Origin of the sequence: Amycolatopsis sp. WAC 01376 (genome assembly GCF_003947415.1) — a bacterium.
GTDB lineage: Bacteria > Actinomycetota > Actinomycetes > Mycobacteriales > Pseudonocardiaceae > Amycolatopsis.
Map to the genome: position 1 here is coordinate 113,402 of NZ_QHKL01000009.1, position 18,903 is coordinate 132,304.

The 18,903-nt window shown below is 68.4% G+C and carries 19 protein-coding genes; 5 read left to right on the plus strand and 14 right to left on the minus strand.

The window, feature by feature from the left end; translation table 11 throughout:
* Nucleotides 1-115: 115 nt before the first annotated feature.
* Nucleotides 116-709, minus strand: coding sequence for a TetR/AcrR family transcriptional regulator (locus tag DMH03_RS35935; RefSeq protein WP_125796471.1), 594 nt, complete (start codon nt 707-709; stop codon nt 116-118).
* 84 nt (nt 710-793) lie between these two features.
* Between DMH03_RS35935 and DMH03_RS35940 the strand changes: the two genes are divergently transcribed.
* The 3 genes from DMH03_RS35940 to DMH03_RS35950 are packed head-to-tail and all read left to right on the plus strand — an operon-like array spanning nt 794 to nt 3,205.
* Complete coding sequence (locus DMH03_RS35940) at nt 794-1,195, plus strand: MerR family transcriptional regulator (protein WP_125796472.1); 402 nt, start codon at nt 794-796, stop codon at nt 1,193-1,195.
* Entirely contained in the window at nt 1,192-2,175 is a 984-nt protein-coding gene (locus DMH03_RS35945) for an aldo/keto reductase (RefSeq protein WP_199749154.1), read from the plus strand. The genes DMH03_RS35940 and DMH03_RS35945 overlap by 4 nt, the downstream gene beginning before the upstream one ends.
* Before the next feature lie 28 nt (nt 2,176-2,203).
* Entirely contained in the window at nt 2,204-3,205 is a 1,002-nt protein-coding gene (locus DMH03_RS35950) for an aldo/keto reductase (protein WP_125796473.1), read from the plus strand.
* Nucleotides 3,206-3,267: 62 nt separating this feature from the next.
* Here the strand turns inward: DMH03_RS35950 and hisS are convergent, their stop codons facing one another.
* The 8 genes from hisS to DMH03_RS35990 form a co-directional block, all read right to left on the minus strand.
* A complete protein-coding gene (gene hisS, locus DMH03_RS35955) occupies nt 3,268-4,554 on the minus strand; it encodes a histidine--tRNA ligase (RefSeq protein WP_125796474.1) in 1,287 nt (428 codons plus the stop codon).
* Between the two features lie 36 nt (nt 4,555-4,590).
* The gene (locus tag DMH03_RS35960; protein WP_125796475.1) at nt 4,591-4,980 is read right to left on the minus strand and encodes a hypothetical protein; all 390 of its coding nucleotides are present in this window, start codon (nt 4,978-4,980) and stop codon (nt 4,591-4,593) included.
* A gap of 1,059 nt (nt 4,981-6,039) precedes the next feature.
* Nucleotides 6,040-7,224 carry an amidohydrolase family protein gene (locus DMH03_RS35965; RefSeq protein ID WP_125796476.1) on the minus strand — a complete coding sequence of 395 codons (1,185 nt, stop codon included), beginning with the start codon at nt 7,222-7,224 and terminating at the stop codon, nt 6,040-6,042.
* A complete protein-coding gene (locus tag DMH03_RS35970; protein WP_125796734.1) occupies nt 7,221-8,354 on the minus strand; it encodes an MAB_1171c family putative transporter in 1,134 nt (377 codons plus the stop codon). The genes DMH03_RS35965 and DMH03_RS35970 overlap by 4 nt, the downstream gene beginning before the upstream one ends.
* Entirely contained in the window at nt 8,351-8,872 is a 522-nt protein-coding gene (locus DMH03_RS35975) for a hypothetical protein (RefSeq protein WP_034304696.1), read from the minus strand. The genes DMH03_RS35970 and DMH03_RS35975 overlap by 4 nt, the downstream gene beginning before the upstream one ends.
* Nucleotides 8,869-9,261 (minus strand): helix-turn-helix domain-containing protein, encoded by a 393-nt coding sequence (locus tag DMH03_RS35980; protein ID WP_125788981.1) that lies wholly within the window; start codon nt 9,259-9,261, stop codon nt 8,869-8,871. The genes DMH03_RS35975 and DMH03_RS35980 overlap by 4 nt, the downstream gene beginning before the upstream one ends.
* Nucleotides 9,262-9,665: 404 nt before the next feature.
* Entirely contained in the window at nt 9,666-10,118 is a 453-nt protein-coding gene (locus DMH03_RS35985) for a flavodoxin family protein (protein ID WP_125796477.1), read from the minus strand.
* A 2-nt stretch (nt 10,119-10,120) separates the two neighbouring features.
* A complete protein-coding gene (locus DMH03_RS35990) occupies nt 10,121-11,758 on the minus strand; it encodes a phospho-sugar mutase (protein WP_125796478.1) in 1,638 nt (545 codons plus the stop codon).
* A gap of 29 nt (nt 11,759-11,787) precedes the next feature.
* Between DMH03_RS35990 and DMH03_RS35995 the strand changes: the two genes are divergently transcribed.
* Nucleotides 11,788-12,942, plus strand: coding sequence for a glycosyltransferase (locus DMH03_RS35995; protein ID WP_125796479.1), 1,155 nt, complete (start codon nt 11,788-11,790; stop codon nt 12,940-12,942).
* A 73-nt stretch (nt 12,943-13,015) separates the two neighbouring features.
* Here the strand turns inward: DMH03_RS35995 and DMH03_RS36000 are convergent, their stop codons facing one another.
* From DMH03_RS36000 to DMH03_RS36010, 3 genes are read right to left on the minus strand one after another with little or no spacing between them, the layout of a single operon-like run.
* Entirely contained in the window at nt 13,016-13,801 is a 786-nt protein-coding gene (locus tag DMH03_RS36000) for a purine-nucleoside phosphorylase (protein WP_125796480.1), read from the minus strand.
* The gene (locus DMH03_RS36005) at nt 13,794-14,225 is read right to left on the minus strand and encodes an ABA4-like family protein (RefSeq protein ID WP_125796481.1); all 432 of its coding nucleotides are present in this window, start codon (nt 14,223-14,225) and stop codon (nt 13,794-13,796) included. Before DMH03_RS36005 ends, DMH03_RS36000 begins: the two co-directional genes overlap by 8 nt.
* Nucleotides 14,222-15,196 carry a hypothetical protein gene (locus DMH03_RS36010; RefSeq protein WP_125796482.1) on the minus strand — a complete coding sequence of 325 codons (975 nt, stop codon included), beginning with the start codon at nt 15,194-15,196 and terminating at the stop codon, nt 14,222-14,224. The genes DMH03_RS36005 and DMH03_RS36010 overlap by 4 nt, the downstream gene beginning before the upstream one ends.
* Nucleotides 15,197-15,271: 75 nt before the next feature.
* Here DMH03_RS36010 and DMH03_RS36015 point away from each other — a divergent pair, with 75 nt between their 5' ends.
* Entirely contained in the window at nt 15,272-15,976 is a 705-nt protein-coding gene (locus DMH03_RS36015; RefSeq protein WP_233611807.1) for a MerR family transcriptional regulator, read from the plus strand.
* A gap of 45 nt (nt 15,977-16,021) precedes the next feature.
* Here the strand turns inward: DMH03_RS36015 and DMH03_RS36020 are convergent, their stop codons facing one another.
* Nucleotides 16,022-16,765 (minus strand): cyclopropane-fatty-acyl-phospholipid synthase family protein, encoded by a 744-nt coding sequence (locus DMH03_RS36020; protein WP_125796483.1) that lies wholly within the window; start codon nt 16,763-16,765, stop codon nt 16,022-16,024.
* Nucleotides 16,766-17,052: 287 nt separating this feature from the next.
* Nucleotides 17,053-18,813, minus strand: a complete 1,761-nt coding sequence (locus tag DMH03_RS36025) for a serine/threonine-protein kinase (protein ID WP_125796484.1) — start codon at nt 18,811-18,813, stop codon at nt 17,053-17,055.
* Nucleotides 18,814-18,903: the final 90 nt, after the last annotated feature.

Here is an 18,903-nt window from a genome sequence, read left to right on the forward strand (position 1 = left end):
CCTTGAGGGACCCAGAGTCCCTCAAGGAGGCCTTCACGGACTGCCGCCCAGACCGGCACGGACGAGTCCGTGCCGGGCCCAAGGGGCGGAGCGCGTTTAGCCCGCTAAACGCAGGTCACCGGCGCAGCCAGCCGGAGGCGTTCGCCCGCAGCGCGGTCTCGTAAGCGGTGCTCACGGTGAACTTCTCCGGCAGGTTCCCGTTCAGCTCCAGCGACACCAGTCCGTGCACGAATCCCCAGCACGCCACGGTGACGACTTCGGGCGGCAGGTCGAGGAAGACGCCGTCGGCGATGGCCTTGCGGATCGTCTCCTCCAGCGGCGCCATCGTGGCGCGAGCCTGCTCGGAGGTCTCTTCCACGGGCTCGAAACCCGGCACCGACTTCGTGAACATGATCGCGTAGAGGTGCGGGTCGGCCAGCGCGCTTTCCCGGTACGCGACGCCGAGCCGCACGAGGTCCTCGATCGGATCGCCGCTCAGGGTGACCCGGGACATCCGACGGCCGAAGCGCCGGAAGCCCTCGGCGAAGAGGGCGCCGACGAGGTCGGTTTTCCCGCCGAAGAGTGAATAGACCGCGGTGGTCGACGTGCCGACGTCGGCGGCCAGTTTGCGGAGGCTGAGTGCCTTCGGGCCGTCGGCCGAGATGAGCTCGCCGGCGCGGTCCAGTAGTTTCAGCCGGAGATTCTCGTCGTGCGTCCTGGGGCGGGGCATGCGCCCAGGGTAACGCAACGCTGTTATCAATCGCTCGTATTCGGAGTTGACCTGGAGCGCACTCCAGGTCGTAGTGTCGTTCGCATGAGCTACTCGATAGCGGAAGCCGCGCGACGTAGCGGACTGTCCATCGACACTCTCCGGTACTACGAGCGCATCAAACTCGTCGAACCCCCGGCGCGGGACGCCGCGGGGCGCCGCGCCTACACCGACGACGACCTCGGGTGGCTGGGGTTCCTGACCAAGCTGCGCCTGACCGGCATGCCCATCAAACGGATGCGGGAGTACGCCTCCCTGCGCCACCACGGGGCGGCCAGCGCGGGCCGGCGCAAGGCGATCCTCGTCGACCAGCGCAAATCGGTCGCCGACCGGATCGCCGAGTTGCAGACCTGCCTCGACATCCTCGACTACAAGATCGACCACTACGACCAGGTGGAGCGCGCGGTGCTCGGCACCGCAGCCACCGTGGAGGGAATTTCAGCGTGATCAGTACCAGGAGGCTCGGCGGCCTGGAGGTCGGGGCGCAGGGGCTCGGCTGCATGGGGATGAGTGCGGCCTACGGCGTCCACGACGACGACACGGAGTCGATCGCCACTGTCCACCGCGCCCTCGAACTGGGCGTGACATTGCTCGACACCGCGAACGTCTACGGCGACGGAGCGAACGAGGAGCTCATCGGCCGCGCGATCGCGGGCAAGCGGGACCAGGTCGTGCTGGCGACCAAGTTCGGCATCGTCTGGGACAAGGACGGCGGGATGTCCGCTCGCGGCGACGCGGCGTACGTCAGGCAGAGCTGCGAAGAGTCGCTTCGACGGCTGAACATCGACCACATCGACCTCTTCTACCAGCACCGGGTCGACGCGAACACGCCGATCGAGGAGACCTGGGGCGCGCTCGCGGAGCTGGTCCAGGAGGGGAAGATCCGCTACGCCGGGATCTCCGAGGCCGGTGCCGAGACCATCCGCCGCGCCCACGCCGTCCACCCGGTGACGGCCCTGCAGAGCGAATGGTCCCTGTGGACTCGCGGTATCGAAGGCGAGATCCTCTCGACGGTTCGCGAGCTGGGCATCGGCGTCGTGCCGTTCTCGCCGCTGGGCCGCGGTTTCCTCACCGGCAGCGTGACGTCGGTGAAGGACCTTCCGGCGGACGACATGCGCCGCGGGCTGCCCCGCTTCGCCGAGGGCAACTTCGAGCGCAACATGGCGATCGTCGAGGCGCTGCGCGCGCTGGCCGAGCAGAAGGGCGTCACCGCCGGACAGCTCGCGCTGGCCTGGGTGCAGGCCCAGGGTGACGACGTCGTGCCGATCCCGGGCACCAAGCGTCGCAAGTATCTCGAAGAGAACGCCGCCGCGGCGGAGCTGGAACTGTCCGAAGTGGACATCGAGGCCATCGAAAAGGCCGCGCCCGCCGAGGCGATCGCCGGTGAGCGTTATCCCGAGCGGCTCGCCCGCGCCGCCGGTAAGTAAAGCTCCCACGAACGCGAAAGAGAAGATCATGACGGGTTCCACCCTGCCCACCCGCAGGCTCGGCACGCTGGAAGTCGGCGCGCAGGGGCTCGGCTGCATGGGCATGAGCGAGTTCTACGGCCAAGGTGACGACGCCGAATCGATCGCGACGATCCACCGCGCGATCGAACTGGGCGTCACCCTGATCGACACCGCCGACATGTACGGCTACGGCCGCAACGAGGAACTGGTCGGCCGCGCGCTGGCGGGCAAGCGGGACCAGGTCGTGCTGGCGACCAAGTTCGGCATCGTGCGTGACGAGGCGGATCCCGCGAAGCGCGGGATCCGGGGCGACGAATTCTATGTGCGCCAACAGGTCGAGGCGTCGCTGCGCCGGTTGAACGTCGATCACATCGACCTCTACTACCAGCACCGCGTCGACCCGGAAGTGCCGATCGAGGAGACCGCGGGCGCGCTGTCGTCGCTGGTCGAACAGGGCAAGATCCGGCACATCGGGTTGTCCGAGGCCGGTCCGGAGACGATCCGGCGGGCGCACGCCGTGCATCCGGTGACGGCCGTGCAGACCGAGTGGTCGCTGTGGTCGCGCGACATCGAGAACGAGGTCGTCCCGGTCTGTCGTGAGCTGGGCATCGGGCTGGTGCCGTATTCCCCGCTGGGCCGCGGTTTCCTCACCGGCCGCTTCAAGTCCAAAGAGGACTTCGCGGACGGTGACTTCCGGCAGACGACGCAGCCGCGCTTCGCCGAAGGCAACCTGGAGCGGAATCTGGCGATGGTCGAGGCGTTGCGCGCACTTGCCGAGCAGAAGGGCGTCACCGCCGGCCAGCTCGCGCTGGCCTGGGTGCAGGCCCAAGGCGAGGACGTCGTGCCGATCCCGGGCACCAAGCGGCGCAAGTACCTCGAGGAGAACGTCGCGTCCGTCGGTTTGAAGCTGACCGCCGACGACGTGGCGGCGATCGAGGAGGCGGTCCCGGCCGACGCGGTCGCGGGGGAGCGTTACCCCGAAGCGGCCATGCGCCTGCTGTCACGCTGAACACGACAAAGCCGGCGCCCCGTCAAAGGTCGCCGGCTTTGCGTTGTCAGAGCAGGGCTCTGTCAGACTAAAGACGTGACCGCCGCGACCACGCCGTCGACGGCGACGGTCTGCTGTTCGCGGGTCGCGAGTCCGCGGACGGTCACGTTCCCGGCGTCCCAGTCCTCCTGGCCGACGATCACCACGGCCCGCGCCCCGGCCTTGTCGGCCCGGGTGAGTTCCTTGCCCAGTTTGCGGAGTTCGACGGGCGTGGACGTGCGCAGACCGGCCTTCCGCAGCCGTCCCGCGACCTCGCGCGAGGCGTCCGTGAGCTCCTCGACCACCGGGATCACCACGACATCGACCTCACTGCGCGGCTTCGGGGTGAGGCCGTGGGTGTCGAGGAAGTCGATCAGCGTGACGTCACCCATGCCGAAGCCGATCCCGGGGATCTGCTGCGACGTGAACAACGAAGCCAGGTCGCTGTACCGGCCGCCGCCGAAGAGGGCGCGGCGGTTCTCCGGCGAGGTGTCGAAGACCTCGAACACGGTCGACGTGTAGTACGCGAGCCCGCGCACGATCATCGGGTCGAACGTGATCAGGTCCGCGGCACCACTGTTCAGCACCTTGACCAGGTTCGAGTTCTCCTTGACCTGGTCCGGCAGCTCGTCGAGCAAAGCCGCGCCGGACGACAGGATCTCGGTCAGCTTCTCGAACTGCTTGTCGGTCAGCCCGATCTCGGCCGCGGTGTCGCTCAGCTTCGTGCGGTCCGACTTCTCCCAGCGGTCCACCAGGGTGAACACCTGCGGGAGCTGCTCCGCGGTCACGCCGACGATGTCGGTGAGCGCCGAAGAGAGCAGGTTCCGGTCGTTGGCCCGCACCTGGAACATGTCCGGGGTCGCCCCGAGCGCGCTCATCATGTCGTGGACGAGCTCGAAGATCTCGATCTCGCAGTTCGCGCTGTCCGAACCGAAGATGTCCGCGTTGATCTGCCAGTGCTCGCGGACCCGGCCACGCTGCGGCCGCTCGTAGCGGTGGCAGTTCGGGTGGCTGTACCAGCGCACCGGGAACTGCAGCGACTTCGCGTTGCCCGCGATCATCCTGGCGACCGACGGCGTCATCTCCGGGCGCAGCGCCAGCCGTTCACCGCCCTTGGTGGTCAGCGTGTACAGCTGCTGGTCCGCGATCTCCTGCCCGGACTTCCGCTCGTAGATCTCGGCGGGTTCGAGGATCGGCCCGTCGTAGCGGAGGAAGCCCCGCAGTTCGAGCACGTCGTAGAGATGACCGAACACCTGCGTCCGGACGGACATCTCGGGGGGCAGGAAGTCGCGGGTCCCCTTGGCGGGGGCTGTCGGCAGGTATTCAGGCACGTCAGCAAGCTTAACGAGCCGTTTCCACCGCTTTTGTCAGGGGAAGGCCACGCCGTACGCGGTGGTCAGGATCGCCGCCCCGAGCAGGACCGCTCCGACGCTGGTGACCCGGCCGCCGAGCTTGCCCTTGCCCGGCGCCAGGTGCAGGAAGAAGCCGCCGGACTGGGCGAGCACACCGAACAGCAGCAGGAAGCAGACGATCCACAGTGCGACGGACGGGAGACCGGTCTGCCCGAGGATCTGCAACGCGACCAGCGCGAGAACCAGCAGGACACCGGCGTGCGCGTGGCCGGCGCGGAACATCCCGCGCTGGTGTTCGGTCAGCTTCCTGTCGCGCAGGACACCCATCAGCGCGTAACCGCCGTACATCACGGTCGGCAGTGAAACGAGCGCGATGACGGTGAAAAGTTTGATCGGGTCTTCCATGAGGAAACGATAACACTGTTTTAAAACACTGTCACCAAAGTCGGCGTCCCACTTTTTTGAGAGGTGAGGCCAACGTGGGGTGGTCGGCGCCGGGGGTCGTGAGTGGCGATCCGGGTTATTGAGGGGAAAAGGCAAAGGTGGCGTGGCGTGGGGCCGGTGCCCGCTGCTGCGTAGGCGTTCTCCTGGTAGTGAGGGCCTCCTTGCCTACTCTGAGGGTAGGGAAGGAGGCTTTCGCTACCGTCGGATGTGATCCCTGGTGACAGTGGGGCGGCTGTGACCTCGACGGCCGGTCGTGAAGTACATGAACGCCCCCTTCCTTGCGCCTAGCGCCAGGGTCCCGGCAAAGTCGCATAACTGCTGGTCGGCTCCGCCGCCAGAGCGGGCCAAGGCGAACGTGTCGTGGTGGACCCGATAGGAGCGGGCTCCCGCAAGGAGCCTCACCCGGCTCTGGACTGTCCACAAGGGACACTGTACGAGACAAAGGTGCCCGATTTGGGCGATTTGCACGGTTTCGCGAGAGGGTCGTGAGTGATTTTTGTTGTTCTAACCCTCATCGCCACTCACGACCCTCCGCAGAAACGTGCACAGCGGCATCAATCGGACACTCAATCGCCCGGCGGTGTCCCTTGTGGACACTGAAGCCCCGCCGGCGCCCAGAATCCGGCCTGCCGACAGTGCAGGAATAGTCACCTGACCTGCAAGATCTCGACTTTGCCGGGACCGCCCAGGCACAGGAAGGGGGGCCTTCATGTACTTCGGCAAGGCGTGACTCGCGCGCTTGAGGACGTGACTCGCGTGTCTGGATGCCGCACTCGGGAGTGTGCGGACTCTGAACACGCGAGTTCCGGCTATGAACACGCCAGTGCGGTGTCGCGTCACCCAGCCCGCCGTCTCGCCCGAGACACGACACGTTTGCCTTACCCCTCAATAACCCGAAACGCCACTCACGACCCCATCGCGCCTGACCTGGGCCCCGAAGGCTCCCTTCGTCGCATCGGACGCGGCGAAAGGAGCCTTCACCTCACCGCCTGCCCCGCCCACGACACCTTGGCCTTCCCCTCAATAAGCCCGTGCGCCGCGTGAGAGGACCAGGCGGACGTTCTGGAGCGCGGAAAGATCGGCGAGCGGATCGCCGTCGACCACCAGGACGTCGGCGCTCAGGCCCGGAGCGAGCCGCCCGGTCACGTCGCCGAGGCCGACACCGGCGGCACTGTCCTCGGTCGCGATCTCCAGGATCCGGCGCCGTCCGAAACCGAGCCATTCATAGAGTTCGAGAGCGCCGACGGGGTCGTCGAAGACCGAACCGGGCAGCCCGGCGTCCGTCCCCGCCAGGAGCGGGACGCCCAGCTCCTCCAGCCAGGACAGCCGGCCGTAGACGGTCTTCGCGAGCTCCTCGCCCATGCGCTCGGCCAGCATCCGCCAGTTGCGGCTGCTCGTCGAACACGCCGCGATGCCCTCGGCCGCCATCCGCTTGGCGACGTTTTCGCGCCTGTCCTGCCGCTGCGGCCCGGTCATCCAGGTGCAGTGCTCGATCGTGCGGACGCCCGCCTCGACCGACGCCTCGATCGCGTCGGCGCCGTGGGCGTGCGCCGCGACCGGAAGCCCGTGGCGCGCCGCGTGCTCGACGATCACACGCAGCGCCTGGACGTCGAACTGCGACTCCCACATGTCCGCGCCTCCCTCGGTGATCTGGCCGCCGCTGGCCATCACCTTGATCACGTCCGCGCCGGCGGCCGCGTTGGCGTCGATCATGGCCAGGATCGCGTCGTCGCCGGTGACCTCGCCGCCGAAGAAATGGCAGTGTCCTTTGAGGACGGTCAACGGCGATCCCGCGGTCAGCAGACGGGGAGCGGCGATCCTTTCAGCTGCCAGCTCCGTCCGGACTCGCGCGCCCAGCGCGTCGCGATCCCCGAGGTCCCGCACCGTCGTGACGCCACTGCGCAGCAGCTGTCCCAAACGGTCTTTGGCGCCTGCGCGCAGCGCTTCGTCTTCGCTCGCCAGGAAGTTCGGCAGCATCTCGCGGGTGGCGTCGAACGCCAGGTGCACGTGGGCGTTGAACAGCCCGGGCAGCAACGTCGCGCCGGGGAAGTCGAGCCGTTCGGCGTCGGGTGCCGCCTGCGGGGCGACTTCGGCGCGAAGACCCGCGGCGAGGATCCGGTCGCCCTCGACGAGAACGGCGCCGTCTTCGAGCGGCGTGCTCGGGCGAGGCAGGATCCGGCTCGCCGTCACCAGCAACTGCGTCATGCTTCGCTCCCAGAGACGGCGGCGGAGAGGGCGAGCAGCGGCCGCACATCGGATTCGATGTCCGCGGCGCCGCCGGGCAGCACGAGTTTCGCCCGCCCGTCGGTCTCCTCGCCCGCGGTCTGCCTGGCGATCGCCGTCTTCAGCGCGGCCGCGGCCGCGCGGGGATCGTCGGCGGCGAGCGCGGTCAGATCGGTTTCCAGATAGGGACTCAGCTGGACGAGCCCGTCCCGGATCTCGATCACGCGGCGGTAGTACCGGCGATGGACGGTGCGCGGACGCCACTGCTCCCACCGTCCCTGAGGAGTGGTCCGCAGCACGATGTTCGGGTAGATCCCGGCCAGCGCGGTCCACAACGGGGTGAGCTCGTCGTGGTGGCGCCGGTGCTGGCGGCGGCGTCGCAGCGCGGCGAACCGCGCGCGGACACCCGGATAGGTGATCCCGGCGAGGAAGAGCACGATCCCGAGGAGCACCAGCGGGACGGCGACGGCGAGCAGAAACGGGATCGACGGCCCGAACGCCCACGCGATCACGATGTACAGCGCGCGGGAGACACTGCCGACCGAAAGGCAGATCAGCCCGGCCGCACTGAGTTTCAGCCCGGTCTTCAGATGGCGGTCCGCGGTGCGGATGTACCGGAAGATCCACCAGGCGCAGGCGGCGAGGCCGTAGATCAGGTAGATCCCGGCGCCAAGATAGAACAGCGCGACCCCGGGCACGTGCACGAGCTTCGGGCTCAGCGCGAGCCCTCGCACCTCCGGTGGCGTGAGAGCCATCGCGACCAGCATCAGCGCGATCGCGCCGGACAGCGGGATCAGCTCGAACAGCACCCGCCCAGGCCGGCGCGGCCCCAGTGCGGACCCGAGGAACACGATCAACAGCGCGCAGACCCCGATGGCGAGCAGGATGTTGTTGACCAGGCGTCCGGTGCCTTTGCCGGTCAGCCCGTCCAGCCAGCCGGAGATCACCTTCTGCTGGGCGAGGAAGGAACCGGCGACACAGACGATCGTGATCGTGATCGCCCAGTTCGGCAGCAGCCGGGGCGCCCGGTACGTCTGGTAGATCCGCCAGGCGAGCGCGGTCGCGAACAGCACCATCGCCACGACGTTGAGAGGGGAGAACAGCGAGTTCACAGCCACCCTTGATGGTCGCCCAGCGCGCCTTGGACACGGCGGACGTCATCGTCGTCGGCGCGACGGGGAATCGTGTAGTTCAAGACCGACGCCCATTCGAGGATGATGGTCGCCACGGTCTCGGCTTCCCATTCGTGCGCCTCATCGTAGGAGGTGCGGCGTAAAGCCCGGTGTACCGCGTCGCTGTCCAAGCCGGTGGCCGGGCCGCGCAGGAAATCGGCGGGTTCGGCGTCGCCGCCGGGATGGTGATCGGCGAGCATATGCCCGAGTTCGTGCAGGATGATGTGGTCCTGATGGGACTTCGTGGTCTCCTGCTGGAAGAAGATGTAATCCGCCGAACCGGTGGCGATCCAGCAGCCGAAGGGGCCGGGCACCTCCAGCGGATACGGCATCAGCCGGATCGGCCTGCCCCGCTGCTCGCCGAGCCGCTCGCAGAGCACGCCGACGTCGAGCGGTGGTTCGATGTCGAGCTTGTTCAGCATCTTGCGGCAGCGTTTGCGGAGTTCCCGTTCCTTCATCGGCTTTCGCCCGGCTGGTCGCGTTCGGCACGTTCGTACCGTTCGACGAGTTCCAGCAGGTCCATGACCTGACGACGGCCTTGCGGGGAGAGCTCCTGCGCGCGCATGGCCATGAGCTTCGCCTCTCCGACGGGTTGCGGTTCCTGATCTTCGAAGAAGTAGGTGATCGGGACCCCGAACAGTCTCGCCAGCGCCTCGACGTAGTGGATCTTCGGATTGACGCGTTTGCCCGTGGCGAGCTGCTGGAGGTACGCGGGCGACATGGTGGGCCCGCCGGCGCGATCGATCGCCGCCGACAGCTCGCGATAGCTGTGCGGGGCGCCTTCGTTCGCGCGCGCCGAATCGATCAGCGCGCTCAGTTTCTGGGCGAAGGTCTGGTACGGCGACATGACCCCCCATCCGTTCCAAGGTCCCGTTCCGTAGTGGGAGTGTAACGCGATTCGACCTGTTCGCAGCTGTTGACAGCCTATGTATGCAGTGGTTTACAGTTGTCAAGCGGTTTCGTACCGTGTCTCGGCCTCTTGCTCCGGAATCCGTGCCCTGGGGGTGCACGGACACCGGAGTGAGAGGCGTTTTTCCGGGCGGGTGCACAAGATCGTGCCGGATGTAGTACGCTGAGGCAGCCAAGGTTGATCGCCATCACGGCGAACCCTTGGCCTAGGCCTGTTGCCGGAGGTCGACCCCCAGGGCTTCCGGTAACAGGCCCCTTACTTTTCCCCCGCGTTTAGTCCTCTGAATGCGGTCGTTCGTATGGCCAACTACCGCATTCAGAGGACTAAACGCGGGGGGAGGGTCAGGGCATGAGGGTGGCGGCCAGGGTGCCGCCCAGCTCGAAACAGGCTTCCAAATCCGCTTTGCCCGGTTCCCCGGTGACGAGCACCGGAGACGCCGCGCTCTCCCAGCCGAGTCCGGTGGTGATGCTCTCGATTCCGCGCACGGTGCCCGAGGTGTCGTTGTTGCCGTGCACGAAGAAGCCGAACGGCCGTCCCCGCGTCGAATCCAGGCACGGGTAATAGACGGTGTCGAAGAAATGCTTCAGCGCGCCGGACATGTAACCGAGATTCGCCGGGGTGCCGAGGAGGTATCCGTCCGCCTCGAGGACGTCGGGCACGGTCGCGCTCAACGCCGCGCGGCGCACCACGTCGACGCCCTCGATGTCCGGATGGTTCGCGCCGGAGAGCGCGGCCTCGAACATCGCCTGCGTCGAGGGCGACGGCGTGTGGTGGACGATCAGCAGCCTCGGCATGGTCAGGCCAGCCGGGACTCGATGTCGGCCCGGAGCGCGGCCAGTCGCGCGTCCGCCGCGGTGTGTGCCTCGGCGAGATCGCCGGACACCGGTTCCTTCACCTGGAGATACGCCTTCAGTTTCGGCTCGGTTCCGGACGGCCTGATGACGACGCGCAGACCTTCGCCGGTCAGGCGAAGGACGTCGGCGTCGGGCAGCAGATCCTCCGTCGTGACGTCGGTGCCGCCGAGCGACGCCGGGGGAGCGGCGCGCAGGCCGGCCATCAGCCGCTCCCGCACCGAGAGATCGGTGACCCGCAGCGAGACCTGATCCGTCACGTGGACCCCGTGCTTCACGGCCAGTTCGTCGAGGACGTCCAGCGGCCCGCGGCCCGCCGCACGCAGGGAAGCGGCCAGTCCCGCGGCGAACACGGCGGCGGAGATGCCGTCCTTGTCGCGCACGAAGCCGGGGTTCACGCAGAGGCCGAGCGCCTCTTCGTAGGCGAACACGAGACCTTCGCCCGCACGGACCAGCCACTTGAACCCGGTCAACGTCTCCGCGTAGCGCGCTCCGAATTCCTTCGCGATCTCGCCGAGCATCGACGACGACACGATCGTCGTGGCGACCAATGGGTCTTCTTTGTCTACAGTGGACAGAACGTGCCAGCCGAGCAGCACGCCTGTTTCGTCGCCGCGCAGCATCCGCCATGAACCGTCCCGCTTGCGCACGCCCAGCGCGCAGCGATCGGCGTCGGGGTCGAGCGCGATCGCCAGATCGGCGTCCACTTCGGACGCCAGCGCCAGCAAAAGGTCCGTCGCGCCCGGTTCCTCCGGATTCGGGAAGGCGACCGTCGGGAAGTCGGGATCCGGCGTGGCCTGCTCGGCCACCACGTGGAGATCGCCGAAACCGGCGCGCTCGAACGCCGCGCGCAGGGTGTCCGCGCCGACGCCGTGCAACGCCGTCGCGGCGACCTTGACCTCGCGCTCCGGGCCGCGCGGCAGAAGCGCGACCTTCGCGAGGTACGCGTCGCGGAGTTCGTCGCCCAGCACCTCGGCGCCCGGCTCTCGCGGCACGCTGATCGCCGGGAGAGCGGCTTCGATGGCCCGCTCGATCTGACCGTCCGACGGCGGCACGATCTGGCCGCCCGACGCGTCGTAAAGCTTGTAACCGTTGTCAGCGGGGGGATTGTGCGACGCGGTGATCTGGATTCCCGCGACCGCGCCGAGTTCCAGTACGGCGAACGCGAGCACCGGCGTCGGCAGCGGACCGGGCAGCACCTTCACCGCGAACCCGGCGGCCGTCAGCACCTCGGCCGCGGCCTTGGCGAAGGCCTCCGAACCGTGCCGCGCGTCGCGGCCGACCACCACGACCCCACCCGGATGTCCTTGCGCGGTCAGCCAGGCCGCGACCCCGGCCGTCGTCCGCGTGACGACCGCGACGTTCATCCCGTTGGGGCCCGCGCGCACCGGACCGCGCAGCCCGGCGGTGCCGAATTCGAGCGGACCGGCCATCCGGTCCGCGAGTTCCTTCGTCGCACCGGGTTCGCCGCCCATCGCGCGCGCGAGGATGTTCTGCAGCTCGACACGGGAATCGTCGTCCGGGTCGTCGGCGATCCAGCGGAACGCCCGATCCCGCAGCCCCGAGGTCAAAGAAGTCGTCACCGAGTCAGCCTACGGGTACGTTGGAGAGGGTGCGATTGATCTTCACTTCTCTGGTGAGTCATGGTCATCTCTATCCCCTACTACCGCTCGCCGTCGCCGCTCGCGACGCCGGGCACGAAGTCGTCTTCGCCACCGGTGACGACCTGCTGACGGTGGTCGAAAAGGCCGGTTTGGCCGTGGAAAGCGCCGGACTCGGCATGCACGAGGCGTTCGCTTCGGTGCTCGGTCCCGACGTCCGGCCCAACGCCTCCGACGGGCCGCCCGAGTCGTTTTACCCCGTGATCGGGCAAGTATTCGGGAATGTACTGCCGCGGCGGTTCGTCGCCGATCTCACGCCGCTGCTGGAGCGGTTCCGGCCGGATCTCGTGGTGTACGAAAGCGGCAACGCCGGGGGCGCCATCGCCGCCCGGCTCGCCGGCGTCCCCGCGATCGGGCACGGTTTCGGCCGGTTTTCGCCGGGTGGGATCACAGACGCCATCCATGGCCGCCTCGAGGAATTCGCCGCGGAAGTCGGTTTCGAGGGCGTGTACCTGCCGTCCTTCGGCGATCCTGTCGTCGACATCTGCCCGGAATCGGTGCAGGAGCCCGATTTCGTGGCGGAGGCGAACAGGATCCCGTTGCGTCCCGTCGGCTGGGCCGAACCAGGAGACCTCCCGGCGGGCGTGATCGGCCGGGACAAGAGCCGTCCGCTGATCTATCTCACCCTCGGGACGGCGTTCGGTGACGAAGACGTGTTGAAGCGGGCCATCGGCGGTCTGGCTCGGCTCGACGCGGACGTCATCGTCGCGGCGGGCCCGTCGGCGGATCCGGCGGGACTGGGCGCGCTCCCCGTCAATGTCCGGGTCGAGGTCTGGGTGCCGCAGGTCGATCTCCTGCCGCACGTCGACCTCGTGGTCCACCACGGTGGCAGCGGGACGACGCTGGGCGCGTTCGGTGCCGGGCTGCCCCAGCTGGTGCTGCCGCAGGGGGCGGATCAGTTCACGAACGCCGAAGCCGTCGTCGCGGCCGGGGTCGGCACGCAGCTGATCGGCGCCGACATCGTCGAGGACGCCATTTTCGAGCAGGCACGGAAGCTGCTCACCGACGAAACGGTCCACGGCGCGGCGCGGAAACTCGCCGACGAGGTCGCCGCGATGCCTTCGCCCGCGGAGGTCGCGCGGCGGCTTCCCGAGTTCGCCGGCTGACACTCATCTCCGGATGTCATGAAAGGGTCGTTCAGGACAAAAGATGTCCTGAACGACCCTTTCATGACACTTCTCAGGCGCGGGCGACGAGTTCCCTGAGCAAGGTGCCCATACGGGTGGCCGACTGGCGGCCCGCTTCGAGGACCTCTTCGTGGTTCAGCGGTTCCCCGGTCATCCCGGCCGCCAGGTTGGTCACCAGCGAAAGCCCGAACACCTCGACCCCGGCGGCGCGGGCGGCGATGGCCTCCAGCACCGTCGACATGCCGACGAGGTCGGCGCCGAGCGTCCGCAGCATGTGGATCTCCGCCGGAGTCTCGAAATGTGGCCCGGTCAGCCCCGCGTAGACGCCTTCTTCCAGCGAAGCGTCGATTTCGCGCGCGATGTCGCGCAGCCGCTTCGAGTAGAGATCCGTCAGGTCGACGAAGTTCGCGCCGACGATCGGCGAACGCGCGGTCAGGTTCAGGTGGTCGGAGATCAGCACCGGCTGTCCGACACGGAAACCCTCGCGCAGGCCGCCGGCGGCGTTGGTCAGCAGCACCGTCCTGGCGCCCACCGCCGCGGCGGTGCGCACGTTGTGCACGACCGGGTCGATGCCCTTGCCCTCGTAGAAATGCGTGCGGCCCAGCAGGATCAGCGCGCGCTTCTCGCCGACGCGGACCGACCGGACGGTTCCCCCGTGCCCGACCGCGCCCGGCGCGACGAATCCGGGCAGTTCGCCCAGCGGGATCTCCGCCTCGGGCTCCCCGATGACGTCCGCCGCCGGGCGCCAGCCCGAACCGAGCACGACGGCGATGTCGTGCTTCTCGACGCCGGTGCGCTCGGCGATGGCGGCGGCCGCCGCGACCTCGTTCTCACTCATGCGACGAGCGTATCCGGACGGTTCTCACGAGCAGGAACGCCACCAGTCCGAACGGGGAAAGGAAGATCGTGAGCGCCAGGATCGGGCCGGTCACCAGCGGATGGATCCGGTGCTCGCGGGATTCGAGGTACATCCAGCGGGCGATGAACAGGTCGAAGGCGATCAGATGGGCCCAGATCGTGGCCGCTCCGTACGGCGTGCCGGTGAACGCGCTGAGCACGTCGAGATCCGGTCTGCTGACCGCCGTCCAGAGTTCGCCGAGATGCGTGAGGGCGAGCACGAAGTACGGGATCAGCGGCAGCAGCGGCGTCCAGGGCGAGGACATGATCCGGCGGGTCCACGACCAGCCCGGCAGGAAGATCATCAGCAGCCAGAACGGCGTCGCGAGCGGGAAGGTCCAGGTGAACAGTGTCTCGACGCTCATCGCAGCGAGTCCTCCAGCTCCCGGTCCCTCGACGGCCGCCCGATCGCGATCAGCCCGCTAAAGGCGACACCCGCCACGAGCAGGGCGAAGGCGGTCAGCGTCTGGGAGTCGGGGGAGACGATCGACTGGCCGCGCAGGGCCTGCCAGGTCAGAAGCGCGAGAAGGCCCGCGTAGCCGACGCCGGCGATCACCACGAGCCGCAGCCTGAGGACGTCGTCGCGAAGCCGCGGGTAGCGCGCGGCCAGGACGCCCAGGGCGAGCGCGAGCAGCGGAAGCGCCTGGAGTCCGTGCAGGCCGACGAAATGCGGGATCCGGAGGTCGCCGCCGACCGTGCTCCAGCCGAGGATCGGCAGGCCGGGGCCGCCGTCGGGGAGGCCGACGGTATGTGCGCCGATCATCGCGGACTGGCCGGTCGCGTCGAGCGCGGCCTGCTGGTCCGGGGTCGGGGGGCCCATCAGTGTCGCCAGCGAGATCCCGATCATGCCGAGGAGCGCGCCGATCCGGGCCGCCCACGCCGTCGCGCGGTCGGGGAGCCGGGTGAACATCACGACGATCGTCAGGACGAGGTTGACCCCCCAGAGCACGGCGATCATCCGGCCCATGACCTGGTAGATCGTGATGTCCAGCGGGGTCGCGTTGTTGAAGTGGCTCGCCCGGACGCGGGCGGCCTGGAAGATCATCAGCACGTACTCGGCCGTGAAGATCACGACGAGCGCGTTCACCAGCCAGTTCGCGGTCCGCCGGAACTTCGGCAGCAGCGAGACGAGCCAGCTCCAAGTGAAGAAGTAGAGGACGGCCGAGACGGCGAATTTGAACGGCTTCGCCCAGAGCGGCGCGCCGTTCAGCGTCCGCTGGTCGATCAGCATGGCGAGCACGCACAGCACGGTGATCACGGCGAAGACCTGGGCCAGGCGATAGGAACCCCGATGCCAGGTGCGGGTTCTCTCGCGAAGATCGGTCAAGATGGTCATGGATCCCTCCAGGAATGGATAGTCAAGCTCTCCGTTATGGGAAGCTAAACTATCCATCCTGAGGAATCTTCAGGGATGACCCTGGAACCGTCCCCGAGATCGGAGCTGGCACGCGTGCGGATGGCCGAACTGAGTGAGAAAACCGGGGTCCCGGTCGCCACGATCAAGTACTACCTGCGCGAAGGGCTGGTCCCGCCGGGCGAACGGACCAGCCCCAACCAGGCGAAGTACGACGACGGGCACGTCCAGCGGATCAAGCTGATCAGGGCGCTGATGGACGTCGGCGGCCTTTCGCTCGCGACCGTCGGCGAGGTGCTCGCCGAGGTCGACACCGGGGAAGCCAGCCCCCACCACGTCCTCGGCATCGCGCAGCAGGGCATCACCACCTCCCCGCAGGTCGTCGACGACGAAGCCAGGGAATGGGCGCTCGCCACGGTCCGTGACCTCACCGAACGCCGCGGCTGGCCATGCAAGTCCGGCGACGACCTGGTCATCCAGGCCCTGGTCGGCGTCCTGTGCACGATCCGCGAGGTCGGGCACGGCTGGTACCTCGACAAACTCGACGACTACGCCGAGATCGCCGACCGGATCGCCGATCTGGATCTGGAAGGGATCGCCGGGATCGAGTCGCTGGAGAAGATCATCGAGATCGCCGTCGTGGAGACCGTTCTCGGCGACAGGCTGCTTTCGGTGCTGCGCAGGCTGGCGCAGCAGCGTGCCTCGAAGGCGTACTTCGCCGGGGTTGCCGGCGACGGGCAGTTCGGTCGAAGGAGCCCGTGACCCCCGCCCGCCGGTCCGGAGCCGGACCGGTGGGCGGGCAGCGATTCAGCCTTGGCCGGGCGTACGGCCGAGGACCAGGGACACGAAGCCCCAGGTGTCCCGGTAGACGCGCAACCACTCGGTCCGGCGAGTGTTCGCCATCGAGAGCGCTTCCGCGCTGTCCGGGTCGGCGGGACGGTCGAGTGCCCACGCGGCCAGCGACCCCCAGCACGCCCATTCGTAGGCGTCCAGTTCGTGGCGGGCACTGACATGGCCGTGGATCGGCGTCCACCCGTCGGCGACCACACGGTCCACCGTGGTGGCCAGGTCGGTGAACTCACCCAGCATTTCGACGGCCTCGGTGGTCGGGGTCCGATCCCAGAAGCCTTCCCCGATCAGGACGCGGCCGCCGGGGGCCAGTTGCTCCCTGGCCGCGGCAAGGGTGGGGAGCAGCCCGCCGAAAGCGTGAGTGGCCCCGACGCTGATCACCAGGTCGAATCGCCGGGCCGAGACGAACTCGGCGGCCTCCTGGTGGTGGAGGACGAGGCGGTCCGCGACGCCGCGATCGTCCGCCGCGTGGCGCGCCTGTGCCAAGGCGTCCTCGGAGACGTCCACGCCTTCGGCGAGCAGGTGCGGCCGCGTGGCCAGGGCGCGCAAAAGCCATTCCGCGCTGCCGCAACCGAGGTCGAGGACGCGCTCGTCGCCCCGGGGAAGCCCTCGGTCGAGGAGTCGATCGACCGAAGCGTCGTCGAGCGGCGACTTGATCGGGTGATCGGTGTGGGCGATACGGGAAATCTGTTCACGGTTCAAGGGTGAAGCCTTTCGATGGCAAAGGCTCACGCGGTGGCCGTCGCTCCGGCTCGACGATCCCGTGGATCAGTATCGATCGGCGAGGTGATGGCGAGGGGCGCTACGGCTCCGTCGTGAGGGGGCGAACGTCGAAATCGGGTTCGACGGCTCCACACTTGTGCGCATGTGCTGCACACCTCCTCATCGACGATGGGCCTGCCCTGTCGCAGCCGGCCGAACCCTAGCCAGCTGGGGAGCGCACACGCAATCTCTTATCCACGGTTGTCCACAATGGACAATTGGGGGGTTCAGCCGTCGACGATGAGGGACAGCGCCACGGGCTCGAAGATCCCCGTCTTCGCGGAGTTCTCCTGCTCGATCGTCGAGGTCACCGAGAGGATCCAGAGGTCCGTGCCCCCGCTGAACAGGTCCATGTACGTCGTGCGGGTGACGGAGTCCCTGTTGCCGGGGGCGCGCTCGGTCGTCCGGTAGGTGTACCGCTGGCTGCCCTCACCCCGGCCGGGAACGGTGGCCGGCCCGCCGATGGGGGCGATCTCCGGATGCTGGCTCTTCAGCCAGCTGAAGTAGGCGGGCGGCGGGCTGTCGGCCAGGAAACCACTCAGCCGCTCGATCCGGATGACCTGGCGGCCGTCGGGCGAGACGTACTGCACGACGGTGCTCGGCACACCCCTGGTGACGTGCGGGGCGACGAACTTCTGCCAGCCCTCCGGGACACCGATGCTGAACCGGCCGCCCTTGAGGCCGTTCACCGTGCTGGCGTCACCCTGCTGCGTGATCAGTTTCGGCGGCGGCTGAGTGACGATGGTGTCGCCTTGCTGCATCTTCTCCGGCGGCCGCAAGTCCTGCCCGCCCGCGGTCCTGGCCAGCACGAACCCGCCGCCCGCGGCCAGCAGGAAGAGCACGATCGACGCGAGCGCCAGCACCACGGTGGCGGCCGGGGACCGGCCCGGCGTGCGAGGCGGCGGCGGGGTGACGGTCGGCATCGGCGCGAGTTCGGCCGGGGGTGCCGGTGCCGCGGCGGGCTGGTTCAGGAACGGCAGCGGACCCGGGTCGGCGGCGAGTTCCGAACTCGTGCCCTCGCCCGGCTTTTCCACCTTGACCGGCTTGATCACCTGGGTGTCGGTCGCGTCCAGATGCGCGGTGGTCTTCTTGCCGTCGGGCGTGTGGAACAGCTCCGCGGGGAAGAGGTCGATGAGTGTCTTGGCCTGCAACGGGTACAGACGGCGCCGCACCTCGCGCAGCGTGATCCGCTTCGACGGCTCCTTCTTCATGAGCGCGCCGATCACGTCGGCCAGCGGACCGGGGCCGGGCTTCGGCACCTTCCCGTTGACGACCTTCCCGACCGTTTCGAGCGGGTCGCCGTCGGCGTCGTAGGGCGGCGAGCCCTCGATGGCGGCGAACAGCGTCGCGCCGAGCCCCCACAGGTCGGCGGCGGGAACGACGGCGCCGCCGGAGGCGACCTCGGGCGCGATGTAGGCGGGGGAGCCCAGCATCATCCCCGTACGGGTCATGGTGGCTTCGGAAACGTTGCGCGCGATGCCGAAGTCGGTGAGCTTGATGCGCCCGTCCCCCGCGACCAGGACGTTCCCCGGTTTGACGTCACGGTGGGTGATCCCGGCGGCGTGCGCGGCTTCGAGCGCCGACGCCACCGCGATGCCGATCGCCGCCGCCTGCTCGACCGTCAGCGCCCCGTGGTCGCGCAGGATGTGCGCGAGGCTGCGCGAGGGCAGCAGCTCCATGACCACGAACGGTTCGTCGTTCTCGCGCGCGACGTCGTGCAGGATGATCACGTTCGGGTGACTCAGGACGGCGATCGCGCGGGCTTCGCGCAGGGTCCGTTCGCGCAGTTCGTCGGCCTGCGAGGCCGGGACGCCGGGCGGGAGGCGGACCTCTTTGACCGCGACCGGACGGTGCAGGAATTCGTCGTAGGCCGACCAGACCGTGCCCATCGACCCTGATCCGATGACCGAGCGCAACCGATATCGCCCGGCGACTACACGCTTCTCGTCGCCGGGACTCTCGCTGGGCTCGGTGGTGTCGGACGGCACGGCCCAATTGTGGCGTATGCCCGCGTGACGGACCTATGCGCCGTGCCCTGTCGGAGTGAACGGGCCGGCCCTCAGGCGCGACTAGCGTCA

Excerpts from the sequence above, each read along its gene's own strand:
- DMH03_RS35935 (WP_125796471.1), bottom strand. The coding sequence starts at position 709 with ATGCCCCGCCCCAGGACGCACGACGAGAATCTCCGGCTGAAACTACTG.
- DMH03_RS35940 (WP_125796472.1), top strand. The coding sequence starts at position 794 with ATGAGCTACTCGATAGCGGAAGCCGCGCGACGTAGCGGACTGTCCATC.
- DMH03_RS35950 (WP_125796473.1), top strand. The coding sequence starts at position 2,204 with ATGACGGGTTCCACCCTGCCCACCCGCAGGCTCGGCACGCTGGAAGTC.
- DMH03_RS35960 (WP_125796475.1), bottom strand. The coding sequence starts at position 4,980 with ATGGAAGACCCGATCAAACTTTTCACCGTCATCGCGCTCGTTTCACTG.
- DMH03_RS35965 (WP_125796476.1), bottom strand. The coding sequence starts at position 7,224 with ATGACGCAGTTGCTGGTGACGGCGAGCCGGATCCTGCCTCGCCCGAGC.
- DMH03_RS35975 (WP_034304696.1), bottom strand. The coding sequence starts at position 8,872 with ATGAAGGAACGGGAACTCCGCAAACGCTGCCGCAAGATGCTGAACAAG.
- DMH03_RS35980 (WP_125788981.1), bottom strand. The coding sequence starts at position 9,261 with ATGTCGCCGTACCAGACCTTCGCCCAGAAACTGAGCGCGCTGATCGAT.
- DMH03_RS35985 (WP_125796477.1), bottom strand. The coding sequence starts at position 10,118 with ATGCCGAGGCTGCTGATCGTCCACCACACGCCGTCGCCCTCGACGCAG.
- DMH03_RS36000 (WP_125796480.1), bottom strand. The coding sequence starts at position 13,801 with ATGAGTGAGAACGAGGTCGCGGCGGCCGCCGCCATCGCCGAGCGCACC.
- DMH03_RS36005 (WP_125796481.1), bottom strand. The coding sequence starts at position 14,225 with ATGAGCGTCGAGACACTGTTCACCTGGACCTTCCCGCTCGCGACGCCG.
- DMH03_RS36010 (WP_125796482.1), bottom strand. The coding sequence starts at position 15,196 with ATGACCATCTTGACCGATCTTCGCGAGAGAACCCGCACCTGGCATCGG.
- DMH03_RS36015 (WP_233611807.1), top strand. The coding sequence starts at position 15,272 with ATGACCCTGGAACCGTCCCCGAGATCGGAGCTGGCACGCGTGCGGATG.